28 protein-coding genes are annotated in these 24,793 nt (G+C 30.0%); 8 read left to right on the top strand and 20 right to left on the bottom strand.

Annotated features, from left to right (window positions below; all coding sequences use genetic code 4):
* The first annotated feature begins 37 nt into the window (after nucleotides 1-37).
* The 3 genes from T384_RS0102975 to T384_RS0102965 are packed head-to-tail and all read left to right on the top strand — an operon-like array spanning nucleotide 38 to nucleotide 2,628.
* Nucleotides 38-871 (top strand): bifunctional 5,10-methylenetetrahydrofolate dehydrogenase/5,10-methenyltetrahydrofolate cyclohydrolase, encoded by an 834-nt coding sequence (locus T384_RS0102975; protein ID WP_027119786.1) that lies wholly within the window; start codon nucleotides 38-40, stop codon nucleotides 869-871.
* On the top strand, nucleotides 858-1,751 hold the full coding sequence (locus T384_RS0102970; protein WP_027119785.1) for a RimK family alpha-L-glutamate ligase: 894 nt from the start codon (nucleotides 858-860) through the stop codon (nucleotides 1,749-1,751). The genes T384_RS0102975 and T384_RS0102970 overlap by 14 nt, the downstream gene beginning before the upstream one ends.
* A gap of 1 nt (nucleotide 1,752) precedes the next feature.
* Nucleotides 1,753-2,628: an ATP-grasp domain-containing protein gene (locus tag T384_RS0102965; RefSeq protein WP_027119784.1), complete on the top strand. Its 876-nt coding sequence runs from the start codon at nucleotides 1,753-1,755 to the stop codon at nucleotides 2,626-2,628.
* On the opposite strand, the gene T384_RS0102960 is transcribed toward T384_RS0102965, so the two are convergent.
* The 20 genes from T384_RS0102960 to T384_RS0102860 all read right to left on the bottom strand — a co-directional run bounded on the left by T384_RS0102960 (nucleotide 2,629) and on the right by T384_RS0102860 (nucleotide 19,027).
* Nucleotides 2,629-3,099 carry a low molecular weight protein-tyrosine-phosphatase gene (locus T384_RS0102960; RefSeq protein WP_027119783.1) on the bottom strand — a complete coding sequence of 157 codons (471 nt, stop codon included), beginning with the start codon at nucleotides 3,097-3,099 and terminating at the stop codon, nucleotides 2,629-2,631.
* Between the two features lie 2 nt (nucleotides 3,100-3,101).
* Nucleotides 3,102-3,764 carry a thymidine kinase gene (locus T384_RS0102955; protein WP_027119782.1) on the bottom strand — a complete coding sequence of 221 codons (663 nt, stop codon included), beginning with the start codon at nucleotides 3,762-3,764 and terminating at the stop codon, nucleotides 3,102-3,104.
* A gap of 129 nt (nucleotides 3,765-3,893) precedes the next feature.
* Complete coding sequence (locus tag T384_RS0102950) at nucleotides 3,894-4,124, bottom strand: DUF2188 domain-containing protein (RefSeq protein ID WP_027119781.1); 231 nt, start codon at nucleotides 4,122-4,124, stop codon at nucleotides 3,894-3,896.
* A gap of 176 nt (nucleotides 4,125-4,300) precedes the next feature.
* The gene (gene ychF, locus T384_RS0102945) at nucleotides 4,301-5,404 is read right to left on the bottom strand and encodes a redox-regulated ATPase YchF (RefSeq protein ID WP_027119780.1); all 1,104 of its coding nucleotides are present in this window, start codon (nucleotides 5,402-5,404) and stop codon (nucleotides 4,301-4,303) included.
* Nucleotides 5,405-5,479: 75 nt separating this feature from the next.
* A complete protein-coding gene (gene fba / locus T384_RS0102940; protein WP_027119779.1) occupies nucleotides 5,480-6,364 on the bottom strand; it encodes a class II fructose-1,6-bisphosphate aldolase in 885 nt (294 codons plus the stop codon).
* Between the two features lie 10 nt (nucleotides 6,365-6,374).
* A complete protein-coding gene (gene rpoE, locus T384_RS0102935) occupies nucleotides 6,375-6,800 on the bottom strand; it encodes a DNA-directed RNA polymerase subunit delta (protein ID WP_027119778.1) in 426 nt (141 codons plus the stop codon).
* A gap of 260 nt (nucleotides 6,801-7,060) precedes the next feature.
* Complete coding sequence (locus T384_RS06295) at nucleotides 7,061-8,443, bottom strand: HD domain-containing protein (protein ID WP_052663464.1); 1,383 nt, start codon at nucleotides 8,441-8,443, stop codon at nucleotides 7,061-7,063.
* A 4-nt stretch (nucleotides 8,444-8,447) separates the two neighbouring features.
* Nucleotides 8,448-9,908, bottom strand: a complete 1,461-nt coding sequence (gene gltX, locus T384_RS0102925) for a glutamate--tRNA ligase (RefSeq protein WP_027119777.1) — start codon at nucleotides 9,906-9,908, stop codon at nucleotides 8,448-8,450.
* Complete coding sequence (locus T384_RS0102920; protein WP_027119776.1) at nucleotides 9,901-10,635, bottom strand: GHMP family kinase ATP-binding protein; 735 nt, start codon at nucleotides 10,633-10,635, stop codon at nucleotides 9,901-9,903. The genes gltX and T384_RS0102920 overlap by 8 nt, the downstream gene beginning before the upstream one ends.
* Nucleotides 10,628-11,449, bottom strand: coding sequence for a 16S rRNA (adenine(1518)-N(6)/adenine(1519)-N(6))-dimethyltransferase RsmA (rsmA, locus tag T384_RS0102915; protein WP_036498943.1), 822 nt, complete (start codon nucleotides 11,447-11,449; stop codon nucleotides 10,628-10,630). Before rsmA ends, T384_RS0102920 begins: the two co-directional genes overlap by 8 nt.
* A complete protein-coding gene (gene yidC / locus T384_RS0102910) occupies nucleotides 11,439-12,593 on the bottom strand; it encodes a membrane protein insertase YidC (RefSeq protein WP_036498941.1) in 1,155 nt (384 codons plus the stop codon). The genes rsmA and yidC overlap by 11 nt, the downstream gene beginning before the upstream one ends.
* Entirely contained in the window at nucleotides 12,594-12,947 is a 354-nt protein-coding gene (gene rnpA, locus T384_RS0102905) for a ribonuclease P protein component (RefSeq protein ID WP_027119773.1), read from the bottom strand. It lies immediately after the preceding gene.
* A gap of 14 nt (nucleotides 12,948-12,961) precedes the next feature.
* Complete coding sequence (gene rpmH, locus T384_RS0102900) at nucleotides 12,962-13,108, bottom strand: 50S ribosomal protein L34 (RefSeq protein ID WP_027119772.1); 147 nt, start codon at nucleotides 13,106-13,108, stop codon at nucleotides 12,962-12,964.
* Nucleotides 13,109-13,196: 88 nt separating this feature from the next.
* Entirely contained in the window at nucleotides 13,197-14,060 is an 864-nt protein-coding gene (locus T384_RS0102895; RefSeq protein ID WP_027119771.1) for an ATP-binding cassette domain-containing protein, read from the bottom strand.
* Between the two features lies 1 nt (nucleotide 14,061).
* A complete protein-coding gene (locus T384_RS0102890) occupies nucleotides 14,062-14,691 on the bottom strand; it encodes a hypothetical protein (RefSeq protein WP_156933121.1) in 630 nt (209 codons plus the stop codon).
* Between the two features lie 144 nt (nucleotides 14,692-14,835).
* A complete protein-coding gene (locus T384_RS0102880) occupies nucleotides 14,836-15,060 on the bottom strand; it encodes a hypothetical protein (RefSeq protein ID WP_027119768.1) in 225 nt (74 codons plus the stop codon).
* A 79-nt stretch (nucleotides 15,061-15,139) separates the two neighbouring features.
* Entirely contained in the window at nucleotides 15,140-16,474 is a 1,335-nt protein-coding gene (dnaA, locus tag T384_RS06290; RefSeq protein ID WP_052663462.1) for a chromosomal replication initiator protein DnaA, read from the bottom strand.
* 3 nt (nucleotides 16,475-16,477) lie between these two features.
* A complete protein-coding gene (locus T384_RS06980; protein ID WP_052663460.1) occupies nucleotides 16,478-16,951 on the bottom strand; it encodes a hypothetical protein in 474 nt (157 codons plus the stop codon).
* Nucleotides 16,952-16,954: 3 nt separating this feature from the next.
* Nucleotides 16,955-17,737 (bottom strand): ParA family protein, encoded by a 783-nt coding sequence (locus tag T384_RS0102865; RefSeq protein WP_027119767.1) that lies wholly within the window; start codon nucleotides 17,735-17,737, stop codon nucleotides 16,955-16,957.
* 750 nt (nucleotides 17,738-18,487) lie between these two features.
* Entirely contained in the window at nucleotides 18,488-19,027 is a 540-nt protein-coding gene (locus tag T384_RS0102860; RefSeq protein ID WP_027119766.1) for a DapH/DapD/GlmU-related protein, read from the bottom strand.
* 112 nt (nucleotides 19,028-19,139) lie between these two features.
* Here T384_RS0102860 and dnaN point away from each other — a divergent pair, with 112 nt between their 5' ends.
* The 5 genes from dnaN to gyrB all read left to right on the top strand — a co-directional run bounded on the left by dnaN (nucleotide 19,140) and on the right by gyrB (nucleotide 24,791).
* A complete protein-coding gene (gene dnaN, locus T384_RS0102855) occupies nucleotides 19,140-20,252 on the top strand; it encodes a DNA polymerase III subunit beta (protein ID WP_027119765.1) in 1,113 nt (370 codons plus the stop codon).
* Nucleotides 20,253-20,255: 3 nt separating this feature from the next.
* Complete coding sequence (locus T384_RS0102850) at nucleotides 20,256-21,233, top strand: DnaJ domain-containing protein (RefSeq protein WP_027119764.1); 978 nt, start codon at nucleotides 20,256-20,258, stop codon at nucleotides 21,231-21,233.
* 71 nt (nucleotides 21,234-21,304) lie between these two features.
* A complete protein-coding gene (locus T384_RS0102845; RefSeq protein WP_027119763.1) occupies nucleotides 21,305-22,414 on the top strand; it encodes a DNA adenine methylase in 1,110 nt (369 codons plus the stop codon).
* Between the two features lie 167 nt (nucleotides 22,415-22,581).
* Entirely contained in the window at nucleotides 22,582-22,794 is a 213-nt protein-coding gene (gene yaaA, locus T384_RS0102840; protein ID WP_027119762.1) for a S4 domain-containing protein YaaA, read from the top strand.
* Nucleotides 22,795-22,835: 41 nt separating this feature from the next.
* Nucleotides 22,836-24,791, top strand: coding sequence for a DNA topoisomerase (ATP-hydrolyzing) subunit B (gene gyrB / locus T384_RS0102835; protein ID WP_027119761.1), 1,956 nt, complete (start codon nucleotides 22,836-22,838; stop codon nucleotides 24,789-24,791).
* Nucleotides 24,792-24,793 lie beyond the last annotated feature (2 nt).

Below are 24,793 nucleotides of genomic sequence, written 5' to 3'. Positions count from 1 at the left end.
TATCTTACTGCTTAGATTTATATTATCGAGATAACTTATGACAAGATTAGATGGAAAAAAATTAGCTTCAGAAATTGAACTAGAATTAAAAAAAGAAACAAGCAAAAGCTTGCATCATTTGGCCATCATTCAAGTCGGTAATGATTTTTCAAGTTCCATATATATTAAGAAAAAAATGGAAGTGTGCTCGCGCATAGGAATAAAGACATCTTTTTATAAACTTGAAAAACCCACTCAAGAAGAATTATTACTAACGATTGATAAACTAAATAAGAATCAAAGAGTTCATGGAATTTTATTACAATTGCCATTGCCAAAAGAAATGAACCCTGACGTTTTTTTACAAGCAATTGCTCCTGTGAAGGATGTTGATGTTTTTTTAAACCAAACTTTAGAATTAAAAACAAAAGACGGAAAATCTCCATTACCTTGCGTAATGAATGGAATACTTCATCTGAAACAAACTTACAAACTTTCGTGAGATGGTAAAAAAATTGTAATTATCGGGAAAGGTCGAACGGGTGGACAGCCCATAATTAATTGATTTAAAAAAAACAATTACCAAACTTATAATTATGAAAAAAACGATCCTGATATTAACGAAAAAATAAAAGATTCTGATATTTTAATTACGGCAATAGGCAATTCTTCAGTCATTGATACTACCAAATTAAAACCTGGCGTTATTTTCTTTGACATAGGTATATCGAGAAACCAAAATAATAAAGTAACAGGCGATATCAATTATCAAATTGCTGAAAAAATAGCATCATTTGGAACCCCTGTGCCTGGTGGTATCGGTCCGCTAACAATTGTGATGTTACTTAAAAATTTGATTATTCTAAAAAGGATTCAAGATGAAAAAAAATAATTTAACCATTATTTATAATCCTTTTATTAGCAAGAATAAAAGTTTTGAGCAAATTAAACTTTTAAAACAATCTACCAAAAATTTAAAAATAAAAACTAATTTCATAAGTGTAGAAACAGTAAATTGGTTTGCTGACAAAAAATTTGAATCAAATGCGTTTGGAAAAAAAATTTTATTTTTAGATAAAAACATTGCTGTTTCACAACTTCTTGAAAATTCTGGATATTGGGTTTATAACAAAACTTGCGCAATAAATTCATGCGATAATAAGGCCTTAACTCATGCGTCTATTTCGCACATAAAAATAAAACAGGTAAAAACCTTAATTGGACCCATGCTTTTCATAAACGGAAAAATTGATGAAACAAGTACTTTCATAAAAAACATAAACAAAAAATTCTCTTATCCACTAGTAATTAAAGATGTTTATGGATCGTTTGGTACAAATGTTCACTTAGTAAACGATCAAAAAGAGGCAATAAAAATTATCAATTCAACAAGTGGTGGGCAAGTTATAGTTCAACCTTTTTTAAACAAAAAAATAGGTGAAAGTATACGCGTAATTGTCGCCGGAAACAAAGTAATTGGAAGTTTACATCAAAAAAACAATAAAGATTTTCGTTCTAATTTAACTCTTGGGGCCACTAGTAAATACGTATCTTTAAATAAGTCTATCAAAGATTGTGCGACCAGAATCAGCAAGACTCTTGGTCTTTTTTACAGTGGAATTGATTTCTTGTTTGATAATAATCTACAATTACTATTTTGCGAGGCTAATTCTAATGTCCAATTATCAAACGCTTCCAAAGCATTAAATAAAAATATTGGAGATGAATTATTACAAGCCATAATGAGCGACAAGGAGTATTACAAAAACTAAGATGAATAAGCAAAAAAAAGAAAACAAAACAAGTATTGCTTTAATCTATGCAAAAAATGATTATCAAATTAATCATCACTTTGCGGATGCAATATTAAAAGAATTTGAAACACATAATCATTTAGCTAAATTAATATTAATTGATCCTAATAAAGATGAAAAAATTGACCTAACGGGATTTGACGTAATCATTAATCGCTCTAGAAAAATAGAATTTTTGGAAGGATTTCAAAATAAACGCCACATTTTCAATCAGCCTGATTTTACAAAAATGGCTAACGACAAATTCTTAACATTTCAATGAATGAAATTTAATTCTATAAGATGTCTAACAACTGAACTTCTAAACTTTAGAAAAGCTAAGGATTATAAATACCCTATAGTTGTCAAAAAACGCGACGGTCATGGTGGATCTGAAGTTTATAAATTTAATTCATATAAAGATTTAGAGCTAAAAAATCTAGACCCTCAAAGCCATATCGTGCAAGAATTTTTTAAAAATGGAGATGTTGATGTTCGGGTCTATGTAATGTTTGGCAAGATTCTTAGTTCGATAAAAAGACAATCACCGCAAGATGATTTCCGTAGTAACGTAAGCGTTGGTGGCGGGGGAAATGTTTACAAATTAACTTTTTGAGAAAAAATTTACATAAAAAAAATTATTAAAATGCTTCCGCTAGGATATTATAGCTTGGACTTTTTTTGAAAAGCGAATAAACTTATACTAAACGAAATCGAAGATGTCACAGGTTCAAGGATGATACAAAGACTTGGACTCAAAATAGATATTCCAAAAATCTTAGTTAAAAATATTATTCACAGATTAAAAAAGGCCGATAACTTTCAAAACGAAATTTTGACCAGTATAAAATATTAGTTAAATGAAACTTTTTTTAATAAATTGAAGAAGATTTTTGCACCCATGCAATAATGTATCATAGGTCTTTTTAAAATCTCGAGTGTACCACGGATCGGCTACTTCTGTCAAACCTAATTCACTAATAAATTGAGAAAATTTTAAAACTTTTGCTAAATCTTTACGAGACGAAAACTTATCTAAGACGTCCTGGTAATTTTGGTTGTCCATAACGATTACAAAAGTACTTCAGTCAAATATCTGGTTTGAAAGTTGTTGGCTTTTTCTGGGTAAATAAGTAATGTTATTCATTTCTAGTTGTTTTGTAGATCCATAATGCATAGGATCTCCGCGAACGAAATCAGCTGTTCCTGCGCTTTTTATTTCAATTAAGTGTTCGCTATGATCTTTAAACACTAAATCGCGAAAAATATGTTCTGCTAATGGAGAACGGCAAATATTACCCAAACAAACAAAAGTTATATTACACATGTTTAATTTTGTTTACCTAATTCGTACAATTCTCTAGTTTTTAATTTCTTTTTAAAATTAGTTGTACGATCATGAATTGGTCTACCAGGAACGCGATGGTGATGACGACATCTTGCAGTATAACTTTCTTGGTTACCAATTAAAATTTGAGGTGAGTTATATGGGGCTTCTTTGCCATCAATTAAACGTTGCGAGCGAGTTGCTTCAGCACCACATTCAGTACAGATGGCAGTCAATTTCGTAATTCGTTCTGCAATAGTTAATAAAGCTGGAATCGGACCAAAAGGTTCTCCTTTAAAATCTCTTTCTAAACCAGCAATAAGAACATTAATTCCATTATCTGCAAGTGTTTGAACTACTTCAATTATTTCGTTTCCAAAAAATTGTGCTTCATCAATAGCCACTAAATCTGGGTGCTTCTCATCAACATGATCATATATCTTGTAAGCATCTGAAACAACAATTGCATCTACATATCTGCCATCCCGGGATTCCACACCTTTAGAACGAGAATCAACTAAAGGCTTAAAAACTAGGAAATTAACTTCAGCATAACGCACTCGATTTATTTTTCTAATTAATTCTTCTGATTTTCCGGCAAACATCGGCCCACAAATAACTTCCACTCAGCCTGATTGATAAGATAAAGCGTTTTTTTTAGCCATAAATGTCTCCGTTTGTAAATTTTTAAATTAAGGAATAAATAAAATATTAAAAGGTATTTTAATACGTTTATAAATATTACAAAAATATTAAAAATATGGAACTTTTTTCGACAACTAAATCACTTAAATTTATTCCAAATTCCAATTAGTTTTTTTGAGACTTTCGATGATTACGGTGGCTGACTTGTTTTTAGCCATTCGTTGGGCTTTTTCAATGGCTTCTTCTTTAGTTTTGAAAAACCCAGCAATTTTTTTGGCTTTTTCTGATTTTACTACTCAGCCAATTCCTTTTTTAGTTATTTCATCGAAACGGCGGGTGATGTAATAGATATTACTCCTAATTCCATTTTTCTTTTTCATAGGATGCCTAGAAACTAAATTTTTTACATTTTTAGTTTAATTTATTTATGATTTCAAAATGTTAAAAATAAAACTAATGGGCAAAATATTTAAAAACAAAAATCGTTATTAAGTAAATATTTACTTACATGATAATTCCTTTTGTATTGTATATAAGACAAAATGCTTTACTTGACTTAAACGTTAAACCTGAAATTGCAAACATCTCCGTCTTGCATTTCGTAATCTTTTCCTTCTAAACGTAGCTTACCAGCTTCTTTCACCTTCAATTCAGTTTTATAATGAAGTAAATCTTCAACCCGCATAACTTCGGCTTTAATAAAACCTCGTTCAAAGTCCGTATGAATAATGCCAGCACATTCAGGAGCTTTCTTACCTTTTAAAAAAGCTCAGGCTCTAGTTTCTTTTTTTCCAAACGTAAAATATGTTCAAAGACCTAAAATATCATATGCACTTTTGATTATTTTATCTAATCCTGAAATACTTCCCATTCCTAGCAAATCCATCATTTCTTTCCGTTCTTCAGCAGAGTTGGCTTTTGCAAGTTCACTTTCAATTTTTGCACTAATTGCAATTATGGTTGCTTTTTTCTGGTTTAAGTGAGATTTAAGTTTAATGAAGAGTTCTGATTTTTCTGGTTCTGATATTTCTGATTCAGCGATATTTGCAACGTAAATAAAAGGCTTAGAAGTTAATAAATTATAAGATTTTACTAGTATTTGATCTTCTGTAGATTCAGTTACAGAAGAAGCAAATTCACCTTCATTCAAAGCTTCTTTTATGCGAATACAAAGTTCTAGTTCTTTTTGAGAAAGTTTATCACCAGATTGGGCCTTCTTAGAAATGCGGGCAATTCGGTTTGTTATAACATCTAAATCAGCAATTATTAATTCAGTATTTACAATTTCTAAATCCGCTATCGGGTCTACAACATTATTCACGTGAGTGATACTAGAGTCATTAAAACAACGAATAACATGACAAATACAGTCAACTTCTCTGATATTTGCTAGAAATTTATTACCCAAACCTTCACCTTGTGAAGCGCCTTTGACAAGCCCTGCAATATCTACAAATTGAAAGGTGCTAAAAACAAGTTTATCAGGTTGAATTAACTCCGCTAAAGCTAATAGTCTAGGATCACGAACATTCACAATTCCAACATTAGGATCGATGGTTGCAAAAGGGTAATTTGCTGCTTCTACCTGCGAATTTGTAATAGCATTAAATAAAGTTGATTTGCCTACATTAGGTAAGCCAACAATTCCGGCTGATAACATTTCAAGTCTCCTAAATTAAAAATAAACAAAAAATAAAAATAGGTACAACCTATTTTTAAAAACCTAGTGAAGTTATTATGCCTTACCAACAGCACCAAACAAAGTGAACTTTTCAATACACATTGCTTTGATTGCATCTGTTCCTGGTTTCAACAATTTTCTAGGATCATAGCCTTTTTTGTGTAGGTCCAAATCCTTTTTTTCTTCGATATATTTTCGGGTCGCTTCAGCAAATGCTAATTGACACTCAGTGTTTACATTAACTTTATTAATTCCGAGGTTTACTGCCTTTTGAATTTGTTCGTTAGGAATTCCAGAACCTCCGTGCAAAACTAGAGGCATATTTGTAACTTTACGAATTTCTTGTAAACGTTCAAAGTTTAATCCTTTTCAGTTGGCTGGATAAATTCCGTGAATGTTTCCAAAACCAGCCGCTAGCATGGTTATGTTTCCTAATGAAAGCAATTTGATACAGTCTTTTGGATCAGCTAATTCTCCAGAACCAATCACGCCATCTTCTTCACCGCCAATAGTTCCAACTTCAACTTCAACGGAAACATTGTGTTTTAAAGCATTTGCTATAACTTCTTTAGATTTAGCAAAATTTTCTTCGAATGGTAAGTGTGAACCATCAAACATAACAGAAGTAAATCCTGCATCCATAGCCTTAAATGTTGCGTCAAAAGAACCGTGATCTAAATGTAATGCTACAGGAACAGTAATATCTAATGTTTCCATAAGATCATCCACCATATGGAAAGCAATTTTATAACCTCCCATATATTTTGCAGCACCTTCAGAAACACCTAAAATTAATGGAGTTTTAGTTTCTTGAGCAGCAGTTAACGCAGCTTTAATTCATTCTAAATTGTTGATGTTAATGTGCGGAACAGCATAATTATTCTTAAAAGCCTTTTCAATCATGGCTTTAGTATTTTGTAAACGTGTTGTGTGATTCATATAAATCTCCTTAATTATTTTCATCGTCATCAGGGACGTTAGTACTTAATAATGATTCCACATAACTTGTATCTGAAACATTATCTTCATTACTCATATCTGGGCCAATTTCTTCAGTCATTGAATCTTCTTCTTTGTTAACTAAATCTTCATAGCCTTCTTCATAATATTCTTTAACACCATACATTGATTGAGAAATTTTGTCCCATTCTTCATATTTCATAGTTGTTCGCAACCGTCATTTGCGATCTCCAACATGAACAAATCTGGGATCTTGCAACAAATCTACATAAAATCCACCAATTAGATTTGGTTCTTCTTGTTTTGATATTTTAGATGCTTTACTAACTTCACTTCATAGTCTTGTAAAAGCAAAAGGTTTGTCCTTAAATTCCTTAAGGGCGATATCGTATGCTTTATTAATTAAATCTGACATTTTCGTTTCCTGATTATCTGAGTTGTTTGAATACCTATCAATTATATAAAATATAATTTTTTTCAAGTGAAGATATAACAAAAAATATTTTTAAATGAAAAATCATAAAAATTTAATTAACTAATCGATTTAGAAAATTTGGTTACACAACAGATGTTAAAAAGGAAAATAAAAAGACAAAAAGCAACCTAAAGAATAAAAAACAATATTTTAGAAAAAAGGTAAATTTTGTTTAACAAGCGTAAACAAACGTGCAAAAATTATCTTTTTGCTCGAGCCAATAATTGTTTTAAAACAGGCAATTGTTTTTCTAAGTCGCTGTGAATTAAAATACCAAATTGAAACAAAGCCTGTGTTTCAAAAATTTTATTGCCGTTGGCAATCAAAGCACTTTCGTGCTCAATTGGAACGGCTTTTTCGCCAAGTTCATCACAGACCATAATCGATTTATTTTTAGATCCGCGATAAAAACTAGTATGCTGTCAATCATATAAAACGGCTTGATATTGCAATTCCTTTGATTGCAAATTCATTTCGTCTCAAACTAAATCGCGTTGCTCTTTGTTATTAAAAAAGATGATTTTGTATTTATTTTCTACAAAGAACGACTCAAATATTTTAGACAAAATTTTATCGTTGGAATGTTCATACAAATGAGCTAAAAAGGTTTCAAATGAATGATCATCCATTCTTAAATAATCATCGATATTTGCTCCACCTATTTGCTTATTGTTAAACAGAACCTTCAAAACTCTACCTATATAATCGAAAGGGCCTCATTGAAAATTATTTTCTTTTACCAATTCTTTGATTCGTCTAAAAGCAAATCATAGAACAGCACTAGCTAAAACAGTCTTGTCATTAAAATAGACTGTTTGGTACATATGAAAACGACCAACTAAAAAATTTTCAATAGTTGGGATAGCTTTTCTAGAAAATGCTACACAGTTTTGTTTAGGAATAAAATAAGCTCAGTGTAAAAGTACATTAGCATCGATTTGACCATAACTGGTTCCCGAATAATAAGTATCTCTTAATAAATAATCAATCCGATCAACATCTAATTGAGAAGATAATAATTGAATCATTCAAGGATTTAAGTTCTTATTGGATTCATTAGCTGTAATTAAATCAGCAACATCTTGTGGGTTAACACCGCTTTTAATTAAAATTGGATAAATTTCGCCAAGAGGATTGGTAATTAACTCAGATGACATATCTTCGTGAACAAAAATTTTTTTACTATCTAAAGTAAAGTCAGTATAAAAATATTCTTCAAATGCATGCGAGTGCGGCGCGTGACCTATGTCGTGAAGTAATGCACCGGTCAATAACGTCTTGCGACATTTTTGGGAAACCTGCGAAAAGCTAGTGTTGTTAAGTATCCGACGCATCACTTCATAAACACCTAAACAATGTGACGCACGCGTATGAGTTGCTCCGGGAAAAAACCGGGGTGACAAGCCTAATTGTTTAATTTTTTCAAGTCGTTTAAACTCGTTGGTTTCCAAAAGTTTAAACATCCACTTGTTATTGTTTTCAAAAAGAATTTCATTATGAATAGGGTCTTTTAAAAACTGACTTTTAGCATTTGAATTAGAAGACAAAATTCTAATTTTTTTCGAAAGGTTTGATTTTTTCACTTTACTAAATTCCTGCACCGTGAATAAATTGTTCGATGATTGAACAAAGTTTTTCTTGAGGGTAAACGTTCATAATTTTTGCAAGTTCAGGGCCATGCGCTTGGTTAGACACAGCTAAGCGAATCGGCATAAACAAATCTTTACCTTTGATGGCTAATTCATTCCCTGTTTCTTTAATAGCTGTTTTGATTTCTGTTTCATCTCATGATGACAACGATTTTAACTTCTTTAATAAAGTAGATAGCAACATTTGTACATGAGAACTTTCTTTAATGTACTTTTTGTCGTTTTCTGCTAATTGCATTCATGATAATTTAGTGTGAAAATTTTCATTAATTAATGAAGTCAATTCTTGACCATATGACAATTGTTGTTTAAATAATAGTGCTAATTCTTTTTTCTTAGAAACTAAAACCGGATTGCTAACTTCAAAAAAAGGCTCTACAAAAGATAAATAAGCCTTTTCGTCCATCTTTTTAAAATATTCATTAGATAATCAATTTAATTTTTTAATGTCAAAAAAAGCTGGGGATGAGTTAACTCGTTCAATGGTGAATTTTTTTATCAAATCATTCATGCTTAAAATTTCTTGATTACCTTCATCAGTTCAACCTAGCAAAGCCATAAAATTTACCATTACTTCAGGTAAATAACCTTTGTTTCTAAATCCTTCAATAAATTGTTCTAAGGCTAAATTTCTCTTAGACAATTTCTTTCCTGTTTCATCGACAATAATTGATAAATGGCCATATATAAAATTATCTTTGTATCCTAAAGCTTCTTTGATAGCAATTTGATAAGGAGTGTTAGAAATATGCTCTTCTCCACGGAAAATGTGCGTAATTTTCATATCATGATCGTCTACTACCACAGCAAAGTTATACATTGCAATTTTACTAGACTTTAAAATAACAGGGTCTGTCATAGCAGAAGATGGCACACTCATATCTTTCCGAATTAAATCGTGCCATTCATAAATTCGATCATCAGGCAATTTCAAGCGAATAGCAAAAGGAATTTTAGCATCCAGTTTTTTTTGAATATCGTGTTCAGACAAGTATAAACAAGTCCGTGCATATTTGGGAGTAACACCTCGCTCCAAGGCAAGCGAACGAGATTTTTCCAGCTCTTCTGATGTACAAAAACAACGGTAAGCTTTATTTTCGGCAAGTAACTGGTTTGCAAGTTTTTCATAAACGTGCAGTTTTTCACTTTGTCGATATGGTCCATTTTCTGTTGGATTTAAAATAGATTCATCAGGAAAAATATTTAATCACTTTAAATTATCCAATTGTGATTCAGCACCGTTTTCAACGTTACGTTCAGTATCTGTATCTTCTATCCTAACGATAAATTCACCGTTATAGTGTTTGGCATATAAATAATTAAAAAGAGCAGTCCTTGCTCCACCTATGTGAAAATATCCAGTTGGAGAAGGTGCATATCGAGTGCGAACTTTATTCATAATTTAATCCTTTAAAATTGACAAATGAACTACCAGATCCAGACATAATAATGTGAGGGTATTGTTTTTTTAACTGCAAATAAATCTTTTTTAATTCAGGATAAACCGCAAAGGCAGCAGCCATTAATTGATTTCTTTTGAATTTCTTTTTATCCTTAGAATTTTCAAACTCTTCAAAAACTTTTGTAGTATTACAATTAATATTATTAATTATAATACGATGATTAATTTTGCGAGAATTTATTAATGTGACCTCATCACCAAAATTTGAAACAAAAGCTACATCGTAACCACTCAAAAAAAAGGGAATATCTGATCCTAATTCAGTTGCAATATAAAAATAACTTAACTGTCTTTTTTTTGCAATTTTAAATTTTTGATAAAATCAAAAAATAATCGTTGCGGCATTTGAAGATGCCCCGCCTAAGCCTGACCCTAATGGAATTTTTTTATATATTTCTATCCGGTAGCTATCAATTTCTTTTTTGTACTTTTTAGATAATAAACTCAAGGTTTTAGAAACTAAATCATTTTCAATAATTTTGCATTTCTTATTGAAAAAATAAAAAACGCCCGAATTAACGTTATTTGGGTAAATTTTAATTGTATCTTTAAACTGTTTTGAAAGCACAAATACACTAGATAACCGATGCTTTTTTATTTGTTCATCATAAGAATCTATTTTTAAAAATAAATTTACTTTAGAAGGAGATAATAGTTTAACCATTTAACACCTCAAATAATATGTAAAATTCGGACGGAGACAACTCTTGTGGGCGAATATTTTCTTTTTTATTCATGTTTTTTAATGCTTGCAAAATGTGTTCAGATTTAAACTGCGGGCGTAAATTATTCAACAATGTTTTGCGTCTTTGTAAAAAAGAGATTTTTAAAAATTTTTGAAAATCTTCGCTTGCTTGATCTTTCATATTTTCATTTTTTGATAACAAAATTAAAGAAGAGTCTACTTTAGGTTTTGGTATAAAAGAATTATTAGCAATAGATAAAAGTTTCTTGACTGTTAAATTAGCTTGTAAAAAAACACTAAAACCATTATAATCTGCAGAACCAACCTTTGCACATACGCGTTCTGCCATCTCTTTCTGAACCATAATAATGGCTACCTTGGCTGCACTAGTTTCGATAAATTTAGCCATTAAAAGCGTCGAAATCGAATATGGTAAATTACCAACAACAGCTATTGGTTTATTATCATTAAACAACTCGTTCCAATCCACTTTTAAAGCGTCATCGTTTTTAATTAAGTCTTTGGGTATTATTTTTTGTTCAATTAGATAGGCATTCATTCTTTTGTCTAATTCGATCGCAAAATAAGGATTTTTCAGTTTTTGTAAATTTGTACTCAAAGCTCCTAACCCAGGACCTATTTCTAGTATATTATGACTCTTGATTTCTTTTTGTACTAGCTCAACGATCCGGTTGATAACATTCAAATCAACAAGAAAATTTTGCCCCATTTTTTTTGATGGAACAAATTTTTGTTTTTTTAAATAATTAATTACTGTTTCGCTAAACTTCACGATGGACTATTTTATCTAGTTTTGAAGAACCTTGAACTCTTTGACGGCGCTTCATTATCAATAAGTGAGTGATATAAGATTGCGCAATTGTGAAGAACGAGTTCATAAATCAGTATAGACCTACCCCAGCAACTGAGAAAGCTGTAATAAAGGCAATAACAACTGAGAAAATTAATTGAATACGTCTGGTCTTCTTTAATTGTTCTGCACCTTTTAACGACTGAGCCCGGGCGTTTCGGTTTCGTTTTTGGGCTCATACTTGTGGAAGTTTTTGAGCAACAAACTGAACTGGAATAACAATTACTAAGAAGAAGATATAGATTCATCCACCATTTGTAAAATTACTAAACAATTCTGACGTTGGTGTTTTCGATAAATCCCAAATCGTAAATAGAATAGTAGCTTTTATTGGGCGAAGGGTTGATACCACACGGAAGACAATTAAAAAAATCGGTAAAGTAACAAACATTTGAACAAATATGGCAGAAGACTTAATCTTGTGTTTTTTATACAAACGCATTGTTTCTAATTGTTTTGCACGTTTAGAAGCCGGGTCTTTTCGGTTTTTATATTTCGCATTTATTTCAGCAACTTTACCTTGGATTTCAGTCATTCGTTCTGTCGCAAAAATTGAATTTAATGTAATTGACATTGTAATGATCCGGATAATCAATAACAATATGAAGATAGAAAGAATAGTATTAAATCCGAGTTCAGGTGTCCCGAAAGTCAAAGGTGTTCTTGCAGCATACATCAATTGTAAAACTATTTGTGATGCTGGTCAGACAAAGAACGCATAGAAAGGACCAAAATTAAGCGATCAGTTCGAGAATGCGAAGAACGGCGCACCTCCACTGGATTGTAAATCGTATCGGAAATCTCCAGTAGTTCCATAATTAAAACCAATTTCAAGACCTGTACCAAGAGTTGGGTTAGTTCCTACTCAAGGTTCTGCAAAAATTTGGGTACACCCTCACAAACCAACAACAGTTAAAAATAGATATATACAAATTTTGAAAAATTTAAAAATCAAAGCTCCGGCTTTTTTTAGCGGTTCTTTATATTTATTTTCATTTGCTACACTAGCCGACCAAAAGGGGTTAAATGTTCTTGCCGAAATTTTTGTCGTTTTAGATTTAGGCATCTACAATCCTTTTTTTGATTCAAATGAAGTAACGATTTTTTTTATCTGTATTAAAAAATCTGTTTGATTCTTAGCATAACTATCAGTGATATAACCTGGGCTTACAATTAACAACAAATCAAGAGGAATATTTTTGTTCGGAATTTTATCAAAAAAGGTTCTTACTTGACGTTTAATCTTATTTCGAACCACTGCAGATTTGAAATTGGCTTTGGAAGTAATGATAGCTATCCGAAAATGTTTAGAATTGTTTTTCTGAAAATGAATTAAATATTTTTTAGAAGCAATTTTTTTTCGGTTTTTAGTTATGGTTTCAAAGACTTTTCGTTCTGCTAATCGATAAACCTTTTTCACTGCTCTACAAAAATTTAGTTTTCGTCAGAAACAGTTAGTCGTTCCCGACCTTTTTTACGACGTGCACTAAGTATTTTTCGTCCGGAAGCAGAAGCCATCCGTTCTCGAAAACCGTGAGTTTTAGCTCGTTTACTTTTATTTGGTTGATATGTTCTTTTCATAACAATAAAAAATCCTTAACTTTTTGTATTGGCCGAGGCGATTAAATGACTTTATATTATACCTTAAAAATGATAGAAAATAAACTCTCTAAGCAACAGGTTGATGTTTTTTTGATTTTTTTGTAAGTTTTATATTTTTTTTAAGCATTTTTTTATCAGCAGTTGAAACCGAATATGGAGCGAGATCTTTATCTTTAATATTTCAGAATTTTCCTGGAATAGTATTTTTATGCTTCTCTTTTTCATCATCGGTTGCTATTTTTACTTCTTCAAATATTTTAACAATATCACTTTCATTAAATTTTTCAGCTTGGAGTGATTTAAAAATCAATCCTTCGTTTAAACAAATAATTTTGTTACATACTGAAGATATTTCATATGTGTTGTGCGAAACAATAACAACAGTAATCCCAGATTGAATTAAAAATTCTCGGATTTTAAGATTTGTTTCCAAATCAATACTATTGGAGAATTCATCTAAAAAAATGATCTTGGGTTTACAAGCAAGAATTGAAAATAAATTGATCTTTTGTTTTTCTCCGCCTGAAAGACTTTTATATTTTTTGTGGTAAAGATTATCTATATCGGTTAAATGAATTATTTTTAAAATTCATTCTTTATCAAATAATCCTTGAAATTTAGTATCTTTCATAATTAAATGAAAAATTTCTCTAACTTTGAAAAATTTAGGAAACAAAAATTCCTGTGGCAAATAGGCTATATCATAAAATCTGTTTTGCAACTTGTTTGAAATTTCAACCTTTCCTTTGTTTGGTTTAGTTTTCCCTAAGATCATATTAATTAGAGTCGTTTTCCCTACACCATTTTTTCCTATTATTCCTAAACGGTCATTTTCCAAAATTTCAAGGTTTAGATTGTTTGCAGTAGTTTTAATACTTCCTTTGTTTTTGTATTGTTTGAAAATATTATTTAACTTTATTATAGTGTTCATATTATTTTTTTAAACCTTGTCTTGTATTAAGAGTCAAGCCGAAAATGGCCGCAATCACAATGATTGGAATGAATATATTTAAAGGTTGGTCTCAATGATAGTAAATAAACGATTTTGTAGGAGGCGGTGGAACAAAATTACCATCAGCATCAACTGTTCCTGGTCCGCTACCGAATGGAGAGAATACAGTAAATGGTTTTTCAAAATTAAAAATATTTGTATTGTCGATGTTCACCGGGGAGCCGGCTTGATTACCAAATCCTGTAGGGTTGTTATTAACATTTTGGGTAAAGCTATTAATAGATTCATAACCTAGACCATTGACATATGTATATGGCGAGAAATACGAAGCTATTTTAGCGCTTGGTAAAGCGTTCGGATCTTGGTTTGGTGAAAACGACAAATAAGGAGAAACTGAACCTGTAAATCCGGCCATGAAAATAAAATATAAACCAAATAGAATAGCAACTAAATTTGCAGTTAATTGCGAATTAAAAAAAGTATATCCAAAACTTAACAAAGAGGTTGTTAATAAAGTTGTCAGAATTGAGGTAAAAATTAAGTCTCCTCAGTTTGTTGCGGTAAACAAATTTGCTGTCGCAAACATTGGTGCGAGATTAAATAAACCCATAATTAAAACATTTCATCAATACATTAAAAACACAAGTACAAAAACAAATGTAGCGGGGAATAAATTAGCATAAATTGGTCTTTTAGCAAAGACAAAAAACTTATCTACAATTGAGTTCTTTTTTATACTTATCAAAAACGAAAGCTAATAAAAGAAAGGCATAGCTATCGCCGTAAAACTTAAAAGAAAAGGCGCCAATAAATTAGAAGCAAAAGAAATTGACCCCATAAGAATTAATGTTAGTACTGGACCAAACAAAACAGCTGAAGCGACACCCATTTTAGAACGCAAAAAAGAATTTCCATAAAACAAAAACATAAAATTGTATTTGCGGAAAAACTTCACAAAGAAATTATTTGTTTTTTTCATAATATTCCAAGCTGTAAATTTTTAACACTATATTTTAACACTACACTAGCAATTTATATTGGCAAGCCCAAAAAAGTATTTACAACTTAGAAAGCATTGATTCAATAAATTGTTTTAGAGTTAAATCTTTTTCCATCATTTTTTCAACCCCGTTAATGGAACTCATTACTGTTGAATGATCACGTTGAAAAACTTTGCCTATTCCTGCAAGAGTCATATTTAACTTATTTTTTAAAACGTACATACATATTTTTCTAACGTTGGTTAATTCACTTTTTCTAGAATCAGAAAGAACCCCCTCTTTAGAAACATTATAGTTTCGACAAATTCTTTCGATTATTCCGTCAGGATTTTTATTTAATTCAGCATTTATAGATTTATATTCTGATTCCAATATTTTGTCAATGTGTGTTTCTTCTAACAAAGTTAAATTTTCATAATTGGTCATAACATAAAAAACTATTCGGTTCAAAATACCCTCAAGTTTTCTTACATCTGTATTAAATAAATTTACTACTTTAGCAATTGCGTTATTTGTCATTTTGAAAGAACAATCAGCTTCTTTTAACTTCAAAGAAAGAATATCACACATTGTATCTGCATCAGGTTTAAAAACTTCAACAGAGAGTCCGGATGAAAAACGAGAAATCATTCGTTTATCAAAATCGTGCAGCTCGTCTGGACGTTTATCTGATGTCATGACAATTCTTTTCTTGTTAGTTATCATATCGTTAAAAATATTAAAAAATATTTCGTTTGTTTTTTCCCGTGTGGCCAAAAACTGTATATCGTCCAAAATCAATAAATCAAATGATTTAATTTTATTTTTAAAATCTTCGACAGTTGAATTACTTATGGATGCAAAAACTTCTCTTGTAAAATCATCACTATTGATGTAAACTATTTTTTTCTCCGGAAAATTCTTTGAAAATTCATTTCCAATAGCATTAACCAAATGTGTTTTTCCCAAACCAGTAGAACCAAATAAAAATAGGGGGTTTCATTTCGTATTTGTTTGTGAAGCTACTGCTTTTGCTGCTTCAAATGCTTGTTTGTTAGATTTACCAACAATAAAATTAGAAAAAAACATATTTTTATTCACGCCTTGAACAACTGTGTGAATATTTTTTTCTTTTTGAATATTGTTTGCTGTCAATTCATCCTGTGAGACAAACTTTATTTTATAATTCTCTCCAGAAATAGAAATTAAAGCTTTATTAAATTTATCAATATACGACTCGTTTAAAACAGTGCGGACAAATGCTGAATTTGGTATTACATAAATAGTATTATTTCGGAATATTTTCGGAGTTAAATTCTTAACGTGCGTTTCAAAAAAAATAGAAGGTTCAATAAATCCTTCGGCTTTTTTTAAAATTTCTTTTCAAAGTGCTTTTAGTTTTTCTAAATCCATAAATTATTCTTCTCTTATTGTTTTATCTAGGATCATTGTAATAAGTCTTGAAAGTTTAATATTTTTTTCTTTGGCACATCTTTTTACTTTGTCCATTACTCTGTCATTTGAATAGAAATGAAAACCTTTAACTAAAGGTTCTTCTCCTTCAATATTTAAAACGTTGGATATAACAGTATTCTTTTTAGGTTCGTTTGTAGATTCTTGCTGAGTAGAAGATTCTTTAGAATCAGATATTTTTAAATCAGTTTCTAAATTTCTGGATTTTTCTTCTTTTTTTTCTATGGGTGTGAATTTTTCCTCTTCTGTTGGTGTTGGTGATTCAATTCTTGTATTTTTTAATTCTTTAGATTTATCTGTAATTCTTGTTTTAGAAACTGTACTAAGTTTTTCGTTTTTATTGTTAGAAATAGAAAAAAAATCGTCATCTGATAAATCAATAAATGTTTTTCTTTTCTTACTGCTTGTTGAACTCATAATTTACTTCCTTGTATCTGATTTAACAATATTTAATATTTCTTTTGCGATTGAAATATATTCATCCTGATATTTGGTTTTTGCTCCAACCAAAACTATAGGAAGTTTTTCATAACCAACCGCTGCTGCAGATTTAGTAGTATATGACACAAACGATTTACTTATTGGGATTTTTTTCTTGCTAACTTTAGCTTTTACTAAATCCATAACATCCATGTGCAATCTTGTTCTCAAATTGACTTTTGTTGGAACAACTAATGCTGACAATTTTACATTTTTCTTTTTAAAACTGTCTATAGTTTCCGCAATTCTCATAAGTCCTAAAATGGAATATTGATCAGGTTCAAAAGGAATAACTACAAGCCTAGAAATACTCATAGCTACAGAAACTATTGTTGACATAGCAGGTGGAGTGTCTACAATGACATAATCATATATTTTTTCTAGATTCTTAATCAAATCTTTAATATTTGATGCCTTATACTCCCCGTGAGACACGTCTAAATCTACAAAACTTAATTCGAAATTACATGGAAGAATATCTATTCCGGGGTAAACATTAAGAATACACTCATCGTATTCCTTTTCGCCTCTAAATATATCTATTAACGTATTTTTTAAGCGTTCTGGATGCTGACCAAAAGTAGCAGACACATTACCTTGACCATCTAAATCAATGATGATGGTTCTAGAATTTGGGTTTATCTTTGAAATCGCTCCCGCTATATTAGTAGAAAGAGTTGTTTTTAAAACTCCTCCTTTATTATTTATGAATGAAATTATCATAATTCTTTTCCCTTAATTTTTCTAACATTTAATTGATATTATAACAATACTATTTTAATATGTATTAAATACTTTAATAATACTTTAAAAATACTTGTTCAATAGTTAAAAAGTACTTAAGTAATACTTAAAAAATACTAAAAAAGTATTATATTGGTATAAAGTTAATACTTTAAAAATACTAAGACAGTATTTTATTAATACTTATGTAGTACAAATTGAATACCTTAATAGTATTATAAAAATACTTTTTTAATATAAAAATAGTATTATATTACTATTAAAATAATACTTCTTTTATATTTTATAAGTATCTTTTTGCTATTGTTTAAATATGATAATAGTATTATTACAATATCTTAACAGTATTTTTATAATATCATTTTAATCTTTTAACACTATCATAAAGATATTGAAAAAATATCACATTAGTTTTATATAGATTATAAAGTTTTGACCATTTATATGTTATAACCATACCACTAATATAACTTAGAGATAATACTAAAATAATATCTTAATGATATTTTTTTAGTATTATTTAATGCTTTTAGAACTTATTATTAACTTGTTTTAAACTATTCATTACCGTTTTTATGTGATAGCTTGTTGTTGTTTTATAGTTTTCCACATTGATGAGGAAAAAGTAACTATATTACATAGTAATATAGTTATTATTTATTTATAGCCTTATATATAATAGCGTTTTTTTCGTTTTTTTCGTATTATATAAGAATTAAATATTTATATTTAATTCTTTTTTATTATTTTTTCAAACGAAATTCTGTAAAAAGATTTATTTTCAAGGTTTTTTGATATAATACTACCAGCAGCTAAGAAACAATCTTCGCCGATCTCGATTGGTGATATGATTGTGCAATTGGCACCCACTTTTGTATTCTTTCTTATTTTGGTTTTAAATTTATTTGAAAAATCTGAATTAGCAATTACTGTACCGCACCCTATTTGTACACCTTCACTAAGCTCAGCATCTCCAACAAATGTCCTGTGATAAATTTTCACATTATTCTTCAGTTGTGATCTCACAATTTCACAATGAGGTCCTACGACACAATTATTTTTAATTTTTGTTTTATCTCTAATTACTGTAAATGGTCCGATAAAAACATTATCTCCTATTTCACAATTATTAGATATTAAAGTCCCGTTCTGAATGGTTACATTTTTTCCTATTTTACAATTTTTTTCTATTACTACTCCAGGATATATTTTGAATCCTTTGTCAATTGAACAAGAATCGTCTATTTCGTAAAATTTGTTTTTCTTCATTTTTGTTTCTCTTTTAAGTTTAATATTTTAGTTTTCCACAAAATTCTCTATGCTAATATTAATAATTAATATAAAATATATTAACTAATTATATATAAAGATGTAAGGTTTTATGAAAGTAACAATTAACAAAAATGTTTTAATAGAAGCGTTAAAGTTCTCTAACAACATCATTTCAAACAATATTTCGAATGCAGCTTTATCTTGTGTTTTGCTAGAAATAACAGACACTGATTTTAAAGTGATATCATCTAACGGAATCATATCATCAGTTTATAAAATAAAAGAAAATATAGATATAGAATCTCCTGGAAAAATATTGGTGAAAGGGAAACTTTTCTTTAATATCGTTTCAAAAATAAAAGAAGAAAATATTGATCTTGAAGAAATCGATTCATCTTTACAAATAAAAACAAAAAATTATATTTCAAACATAAATACATTAGATCACTCTTCTTTTCCGAACATTGATTTCGATTCAACAGGATGAACACAAATTAAACTAAATAGTAAAACTCTATCTACTGCTGTAAAAAAAGTTTCTCACTCAGCTTTACAACAAATAGAAAGAGTTAACAGATTAAATGGAATTTATTTTGATAGTGAAAGCGAAAAAAACGTTTTACGAATAGTTGCAACAGATTCATTTAAGCTTTCGGTTTTTAAAACTTCTTACGAAGGAGATCCTTTTAAATTTTTAATAAATGCAAACGTTATGAATTTAATCAGTTCTTTCTTAAAATTAAATGAAGAAGTAACATTTCTTACAAAAAACAAAAATGTAATGATTGAAACTAAAGATTTTATTTTATCGTGTAATGTAATTGATTCTGATTATCCAAAAATAGATTCTTTAATAAATTGTTCTGGAGAAACAACTTTAAAAATATCTAGACACAAATTGATTGAAGCATTAGATCGAGTTATTACTTTTGCTATCTCTGAAAAATCTTCTATTTGTAATATCAAAATAACTAATAGTGTGTTTTCGATAAAATACAAAAGTTTGGAATTAGGTAGTTCCAAAGAAGATATCGTTATTGATGATTTTACAGGACAACCAATAGAGTTTTCTGTAAATGCAAGTTTCTTGGTTGAGCACCTTAAAGCATTTGATCACGATCAAGTTATTTTTAAAATAGAGGGTGATCTTAAACCTTTTAATTTGGAAGATGAAGAACAACCAGGGTTTTTACAAGTGTTGGTTCCAATGCGAAGCTTTTAACATATGACCTTATATGATTTGTTAGAAATATCTTCGGATGCAAGTCCGAAGGAAATTAAATATGCTTATAAAAAACTTGCAAAAAAATACCACCCAGATATAAATAAGAATGGTCAAGACATGTTTGTAAGAATAAACAATGCCTATTCTATTTTGAGTGATCCAATACAAAAAGTTAAATACGATATGATGGTGAATATAAGTAATTCGCGTACATTTGAAATTTTTTCAAATTCTGGGCCCCAAGCAGATTATATGAGCCAAAGCGATTTATGACACCAATCCTTTATGCAAAATAACACCCCAACCAGACAATGAAATTTTGATTATTCTTCTGCTTACGAACCAACAAGAAATGTTCAAACAAATAATTACCAAAATTTAACAGTAGACGGTTTAGGAGCTTTTTTAGATAAAGATATATCCTTAGCTTTTTATGAAATCTACAAAGATTTTAAAATTAGTCCAATTTTGCAACAACGCCTTTTGGTTAAACCAGAAATGAAGATTAATCGAGTAAATCAATCAAATCTTATTGAGTTTTTAAAACTTAAATACGATTATTCAGCATGAATAGAAACTAAAAGATTTTTTGATATCGAAGCTATCCTAGAATTAACACCTGAAGAAATTAGACAAAGTTCAAATATTAAAATGCCATTAAAAATAAAAGTTATAAATGATGATCGGCGTTATGAAATTTGACATGAAGAATTACGAAATTACGCTTTCAATATTCCGACAAACACCCAAAATGGTGAAATTTCAGAATTTTTTAATAAAGGTAATAAAGCTTTAGGTTGACAAGGGGATTTGGTTATTACAATGAAAGTTGTGCCACAAGTAATTCGCCGTTTAAAGATTTATTCGAATATGTTAAATACGGACCGAACCCATTTGTGATTTTTTATTCCAAATAACAAAGTAGAAAATCCTAACAATAGGATTTTTGATTATAAGACATACGAATACAAAGATTAAAAAATTATAAAACCAATTATTAATTTTTTAATAATTAAAAAATTACCGCGAAGAACTCTGGTGCAGATAAGTTGAAAAAAAATATCAAATTTAATAATTTAACTGTTGGAATTAAATACGCTGGTTCTAAACTTAAATTGCTACCTTATATTTTGGAAATCATTAACAATCTAAAAGTTAAATCAGTTTTGGATGGTTTTAGCGGAACAACACGAGTATCTCAAATTTTAGCAAAACAAGGTTATGTTGTTACATCTTCAGATGTCTCTGTTTGATCTGAAGCTTTTGCAAATTGTTTTTTAATAGCAAAAGAATCTAAAAGCGGGTTTTATCAACAAAAAATTGATGAATTAAATAATCTTGACGGAAAGTTAGGGTGGTTTTCCAAACAATACGGCGGCGATCCAAAAAATCCTTTTTCTAAAAAACCCTTTCAACTGAAAAACACAATGAAGTTGGATGCTATTAGACAAAAAATAGATGAATACCATTTAAATTTCGTTGATAAAAGTGTTTTACTTACAAGTTTAATTTTAGCTTTAGATAAAGTCGATAGTACAATTGGTCATTACTCTTCCTATTTATCTAAATGATCTTCTAGATCATTTAAGGATTTAAAACTAAAACTACCTGAATTAAATAATTATTCGGTAAAACACGAAGTGATTAAAGGTGATATTTTTAAAGTTATTAATAACAAATGTTTTGATCTTGCATATTTAGATCCTCCTTACGGCTCAAATAACGAAAAAATGCCCACAAGTAGAATACGTTACGCAGCATATTATCATTTCTGAACTACTGTTATTTTGAATGATCAACCAAAATTATTTGGAAAAGCCAGCCGACGAGAGGATTCTCGTGATATGTTTACATATTCAGTTTTTGAAGATTTTAGGAAAAATGATCAAAACGAATATATAGCCATCCAAGCTATCGAAAAATTAATTAATGATATAAATGCAAAATACATTTTGTTTTCTTACAACAATAACGGACGAGCGTCTAAAAACGATTTAATTAAAATTTTTTCAAAAGCAACTGAAATCAAAAAAATAATTGAAGTTGATTATAAAAAAAATGTGATGAGCACGATGAAGTGGACTGATGAGTGAACCAAAGATTCTAAAAAGAATGTTGAATATCTTTTTTTATTAGAAAAACCCACAAAAACCGCCTAAAACTATTCAATTAATTTACAGGCTTTGTTTTACAAAAACCTTAAAGATGGTTATCCAAGGTTTTTTTGTGGCTTGGCGGCTTTTATTTTGCGTTTTATAATGGTTTGCCTATTTATAAAACCTGATAGATGATATAATATTATATATTATATATAAATTGAGGTCCAATGAACCAGATAGTCAAATTAAAAACAAAATTTATTACGCTTGGGCAATTGCTTAAACTTATTAATAAAATTTCGAGTGGTGGAGAAGTAAAGGCTTTTATTTCTACTCATCAAATTACTGTTAATAAAGAAATTGAAAAACGTCGGGGGCGAAAGTTATACGACGGAGACATAATTGAAATAGAAAACGAATCATATCAAGTAAATTGTTAGTTTTGTTGAATTATTTGATACGGATTTAGAAAGGGTTTGCTATGGCTAAAACTAAAGAAATTGAAAGCTATAATGCCGATAATATTAAAGTCCTTGAAGGATTAGAGGCTGTTCGAAAACGACCTGGTATGTATATCGGTTCAACCGGAGAAAAAGGATTACACCACATGATTTGGGAAATCGTAGATAATGCGGTTGACGAAGTTATGGGTGGATTTGCAGATACTGTAAAAGTAACCATTTTAGATGACGAATGAATTCGGGTAGAAGACAATGGTCGGGGAATACCCACTGACCTTCACCCCAAAACCGGAAAATCTACAGTTGAAACAGTTTTAACAGTTTTACACGCTGGTGGTAAATTCGATAACAACTCTTATAAAGTTTCTGGAGGGCTACATGGTGTTGGTGCTTCAGTTGTTAACGCCTTAAGTTCTTCTTTCAAAATCTGAGTTTATCGAGACATGAAAGTGTTTTTTATGGAATTTAAAGATGGTGGTTTGCCACTTGAAGATTTAAAAGTTATTGATGAACTTAAAGAGCATAAAACCGGGACAATGATCGAATATAAGCCAGATTATTCAATCATGGAAAAATGAGAATACGATTCAAACGGGATTCAAAGTCGTTTACAACAACTAGCTTTTTTGAATAAAGGCTTGAAAATTATCTTTGAAGATAAACGTGTTGGTAAAGAAACTACAAACGAATGACATTATGAAGGTGGTATAAAAGAATATATTGAGTATTTAAACTCAGAAAAAGAACCCTTAATAGCTTCAATTATTTATGGCGAAAAAGAAGATAACGTTAAAGCCCCAAACAACAATGATGTCTATAGTGTAAAAGTCGAAGTAGCTTTCCAATACAACAAAACATACAACAACTCAATTTATAGTTTCTGTAATAACATTAATACTACTGAGGGAGGAACTCACGAAGATGGTTTTAGATTTGCCATCACTAAAATTATTAACAAATATGCTCTTGAAAAGAAATTTTTAAAAGAGGGTGATGAAAAAATATCGAAAGAAGATGTTAGTGAAGGTTTAACGGCAGTAATTTCAGTGAAACACCCAAACCCACAATACGAGGGACAAACCAAACGAAAATTTGGAAATACTGAAGTGCGTTCTTTCACATCTCAAGTTGTGGGTGATATCTTCGAACGCTTTATGTTAGAAAACCCTGAAGAAAGTGTTTTAATCATTAAAAAAGCACTTCTTGCAATGGAAGCTAGAAAAAAATCACAAGAAGCTAGAGATTTAACTAGACGAAAGTCTCCTTTTGATTCTGGATCTCTTCCAGGAAAACTAGCAGACTGTTCTACCAGAGATGCATCGATCTCAGAAGTATTTATTGTCGAAGGAGATTCGGCAGGTGGTTCAGCTAAAATGGGAAGAAACCGATACTTTCAAGCAATTTTACCTTTACGGGGAAAAATCTTGAATGTGGAAAAAGCTAAACTTGAACGAATATTTGAAAACGCCGAAATTTCAACCATGGTAACTGCAATTGGCGCGGGAATTAATCCAGAATTTGATTTAGAAAAAATTCGTTATAACAAAATAATTATTATGACCGATGCCGATGTCGATGGTGCACACATCCGAATTTTGTTATTGACTTTCTTTTTCCGTTACATGCAACCTTTATTAGAAAAAGGACATGTTTTTATTGCCCAACCACCGTTATTTAAAGTTGGTTATGGAAAGACGAACATTTACATGCATTCGGAAATAGAACTTGAAGAATGAAAACGGAAAAACCCAACTCAAAAATACGATTTGCAAAGATATAAAGGTTTAGGGGAAATGGATGCGATTCAATTGTGGGAAACGACAATGGATCCAGAAAAACGAGTTCTTTTAAAAGTAAGCATTGAAGATGCTGCAATTGCAGATAAAGCTTTTTCATTATTAATGGGCGATGAAGTTTTGCCTCGAAAACAATTTATCGAAAAGAACGCTAAAAACGTCAGAAACATTGACTTCTAGGA

Origin of the sequence: Mycoplasma testudinis ATCC 43263, assembly GCF_000687795.1 — a bacterium.
GTDB classification, from domain to species: domain Bacteria; phylum Bacillota_I; class Bacilli_A; order Mycoplasmatales; family Mycoplasmoidaceae; genus Mycoplasmoides; species Mycoplasmoides testudinis.
This window is presented reverse-complemented; position numbering and strand designations above follow the sequence as displayed.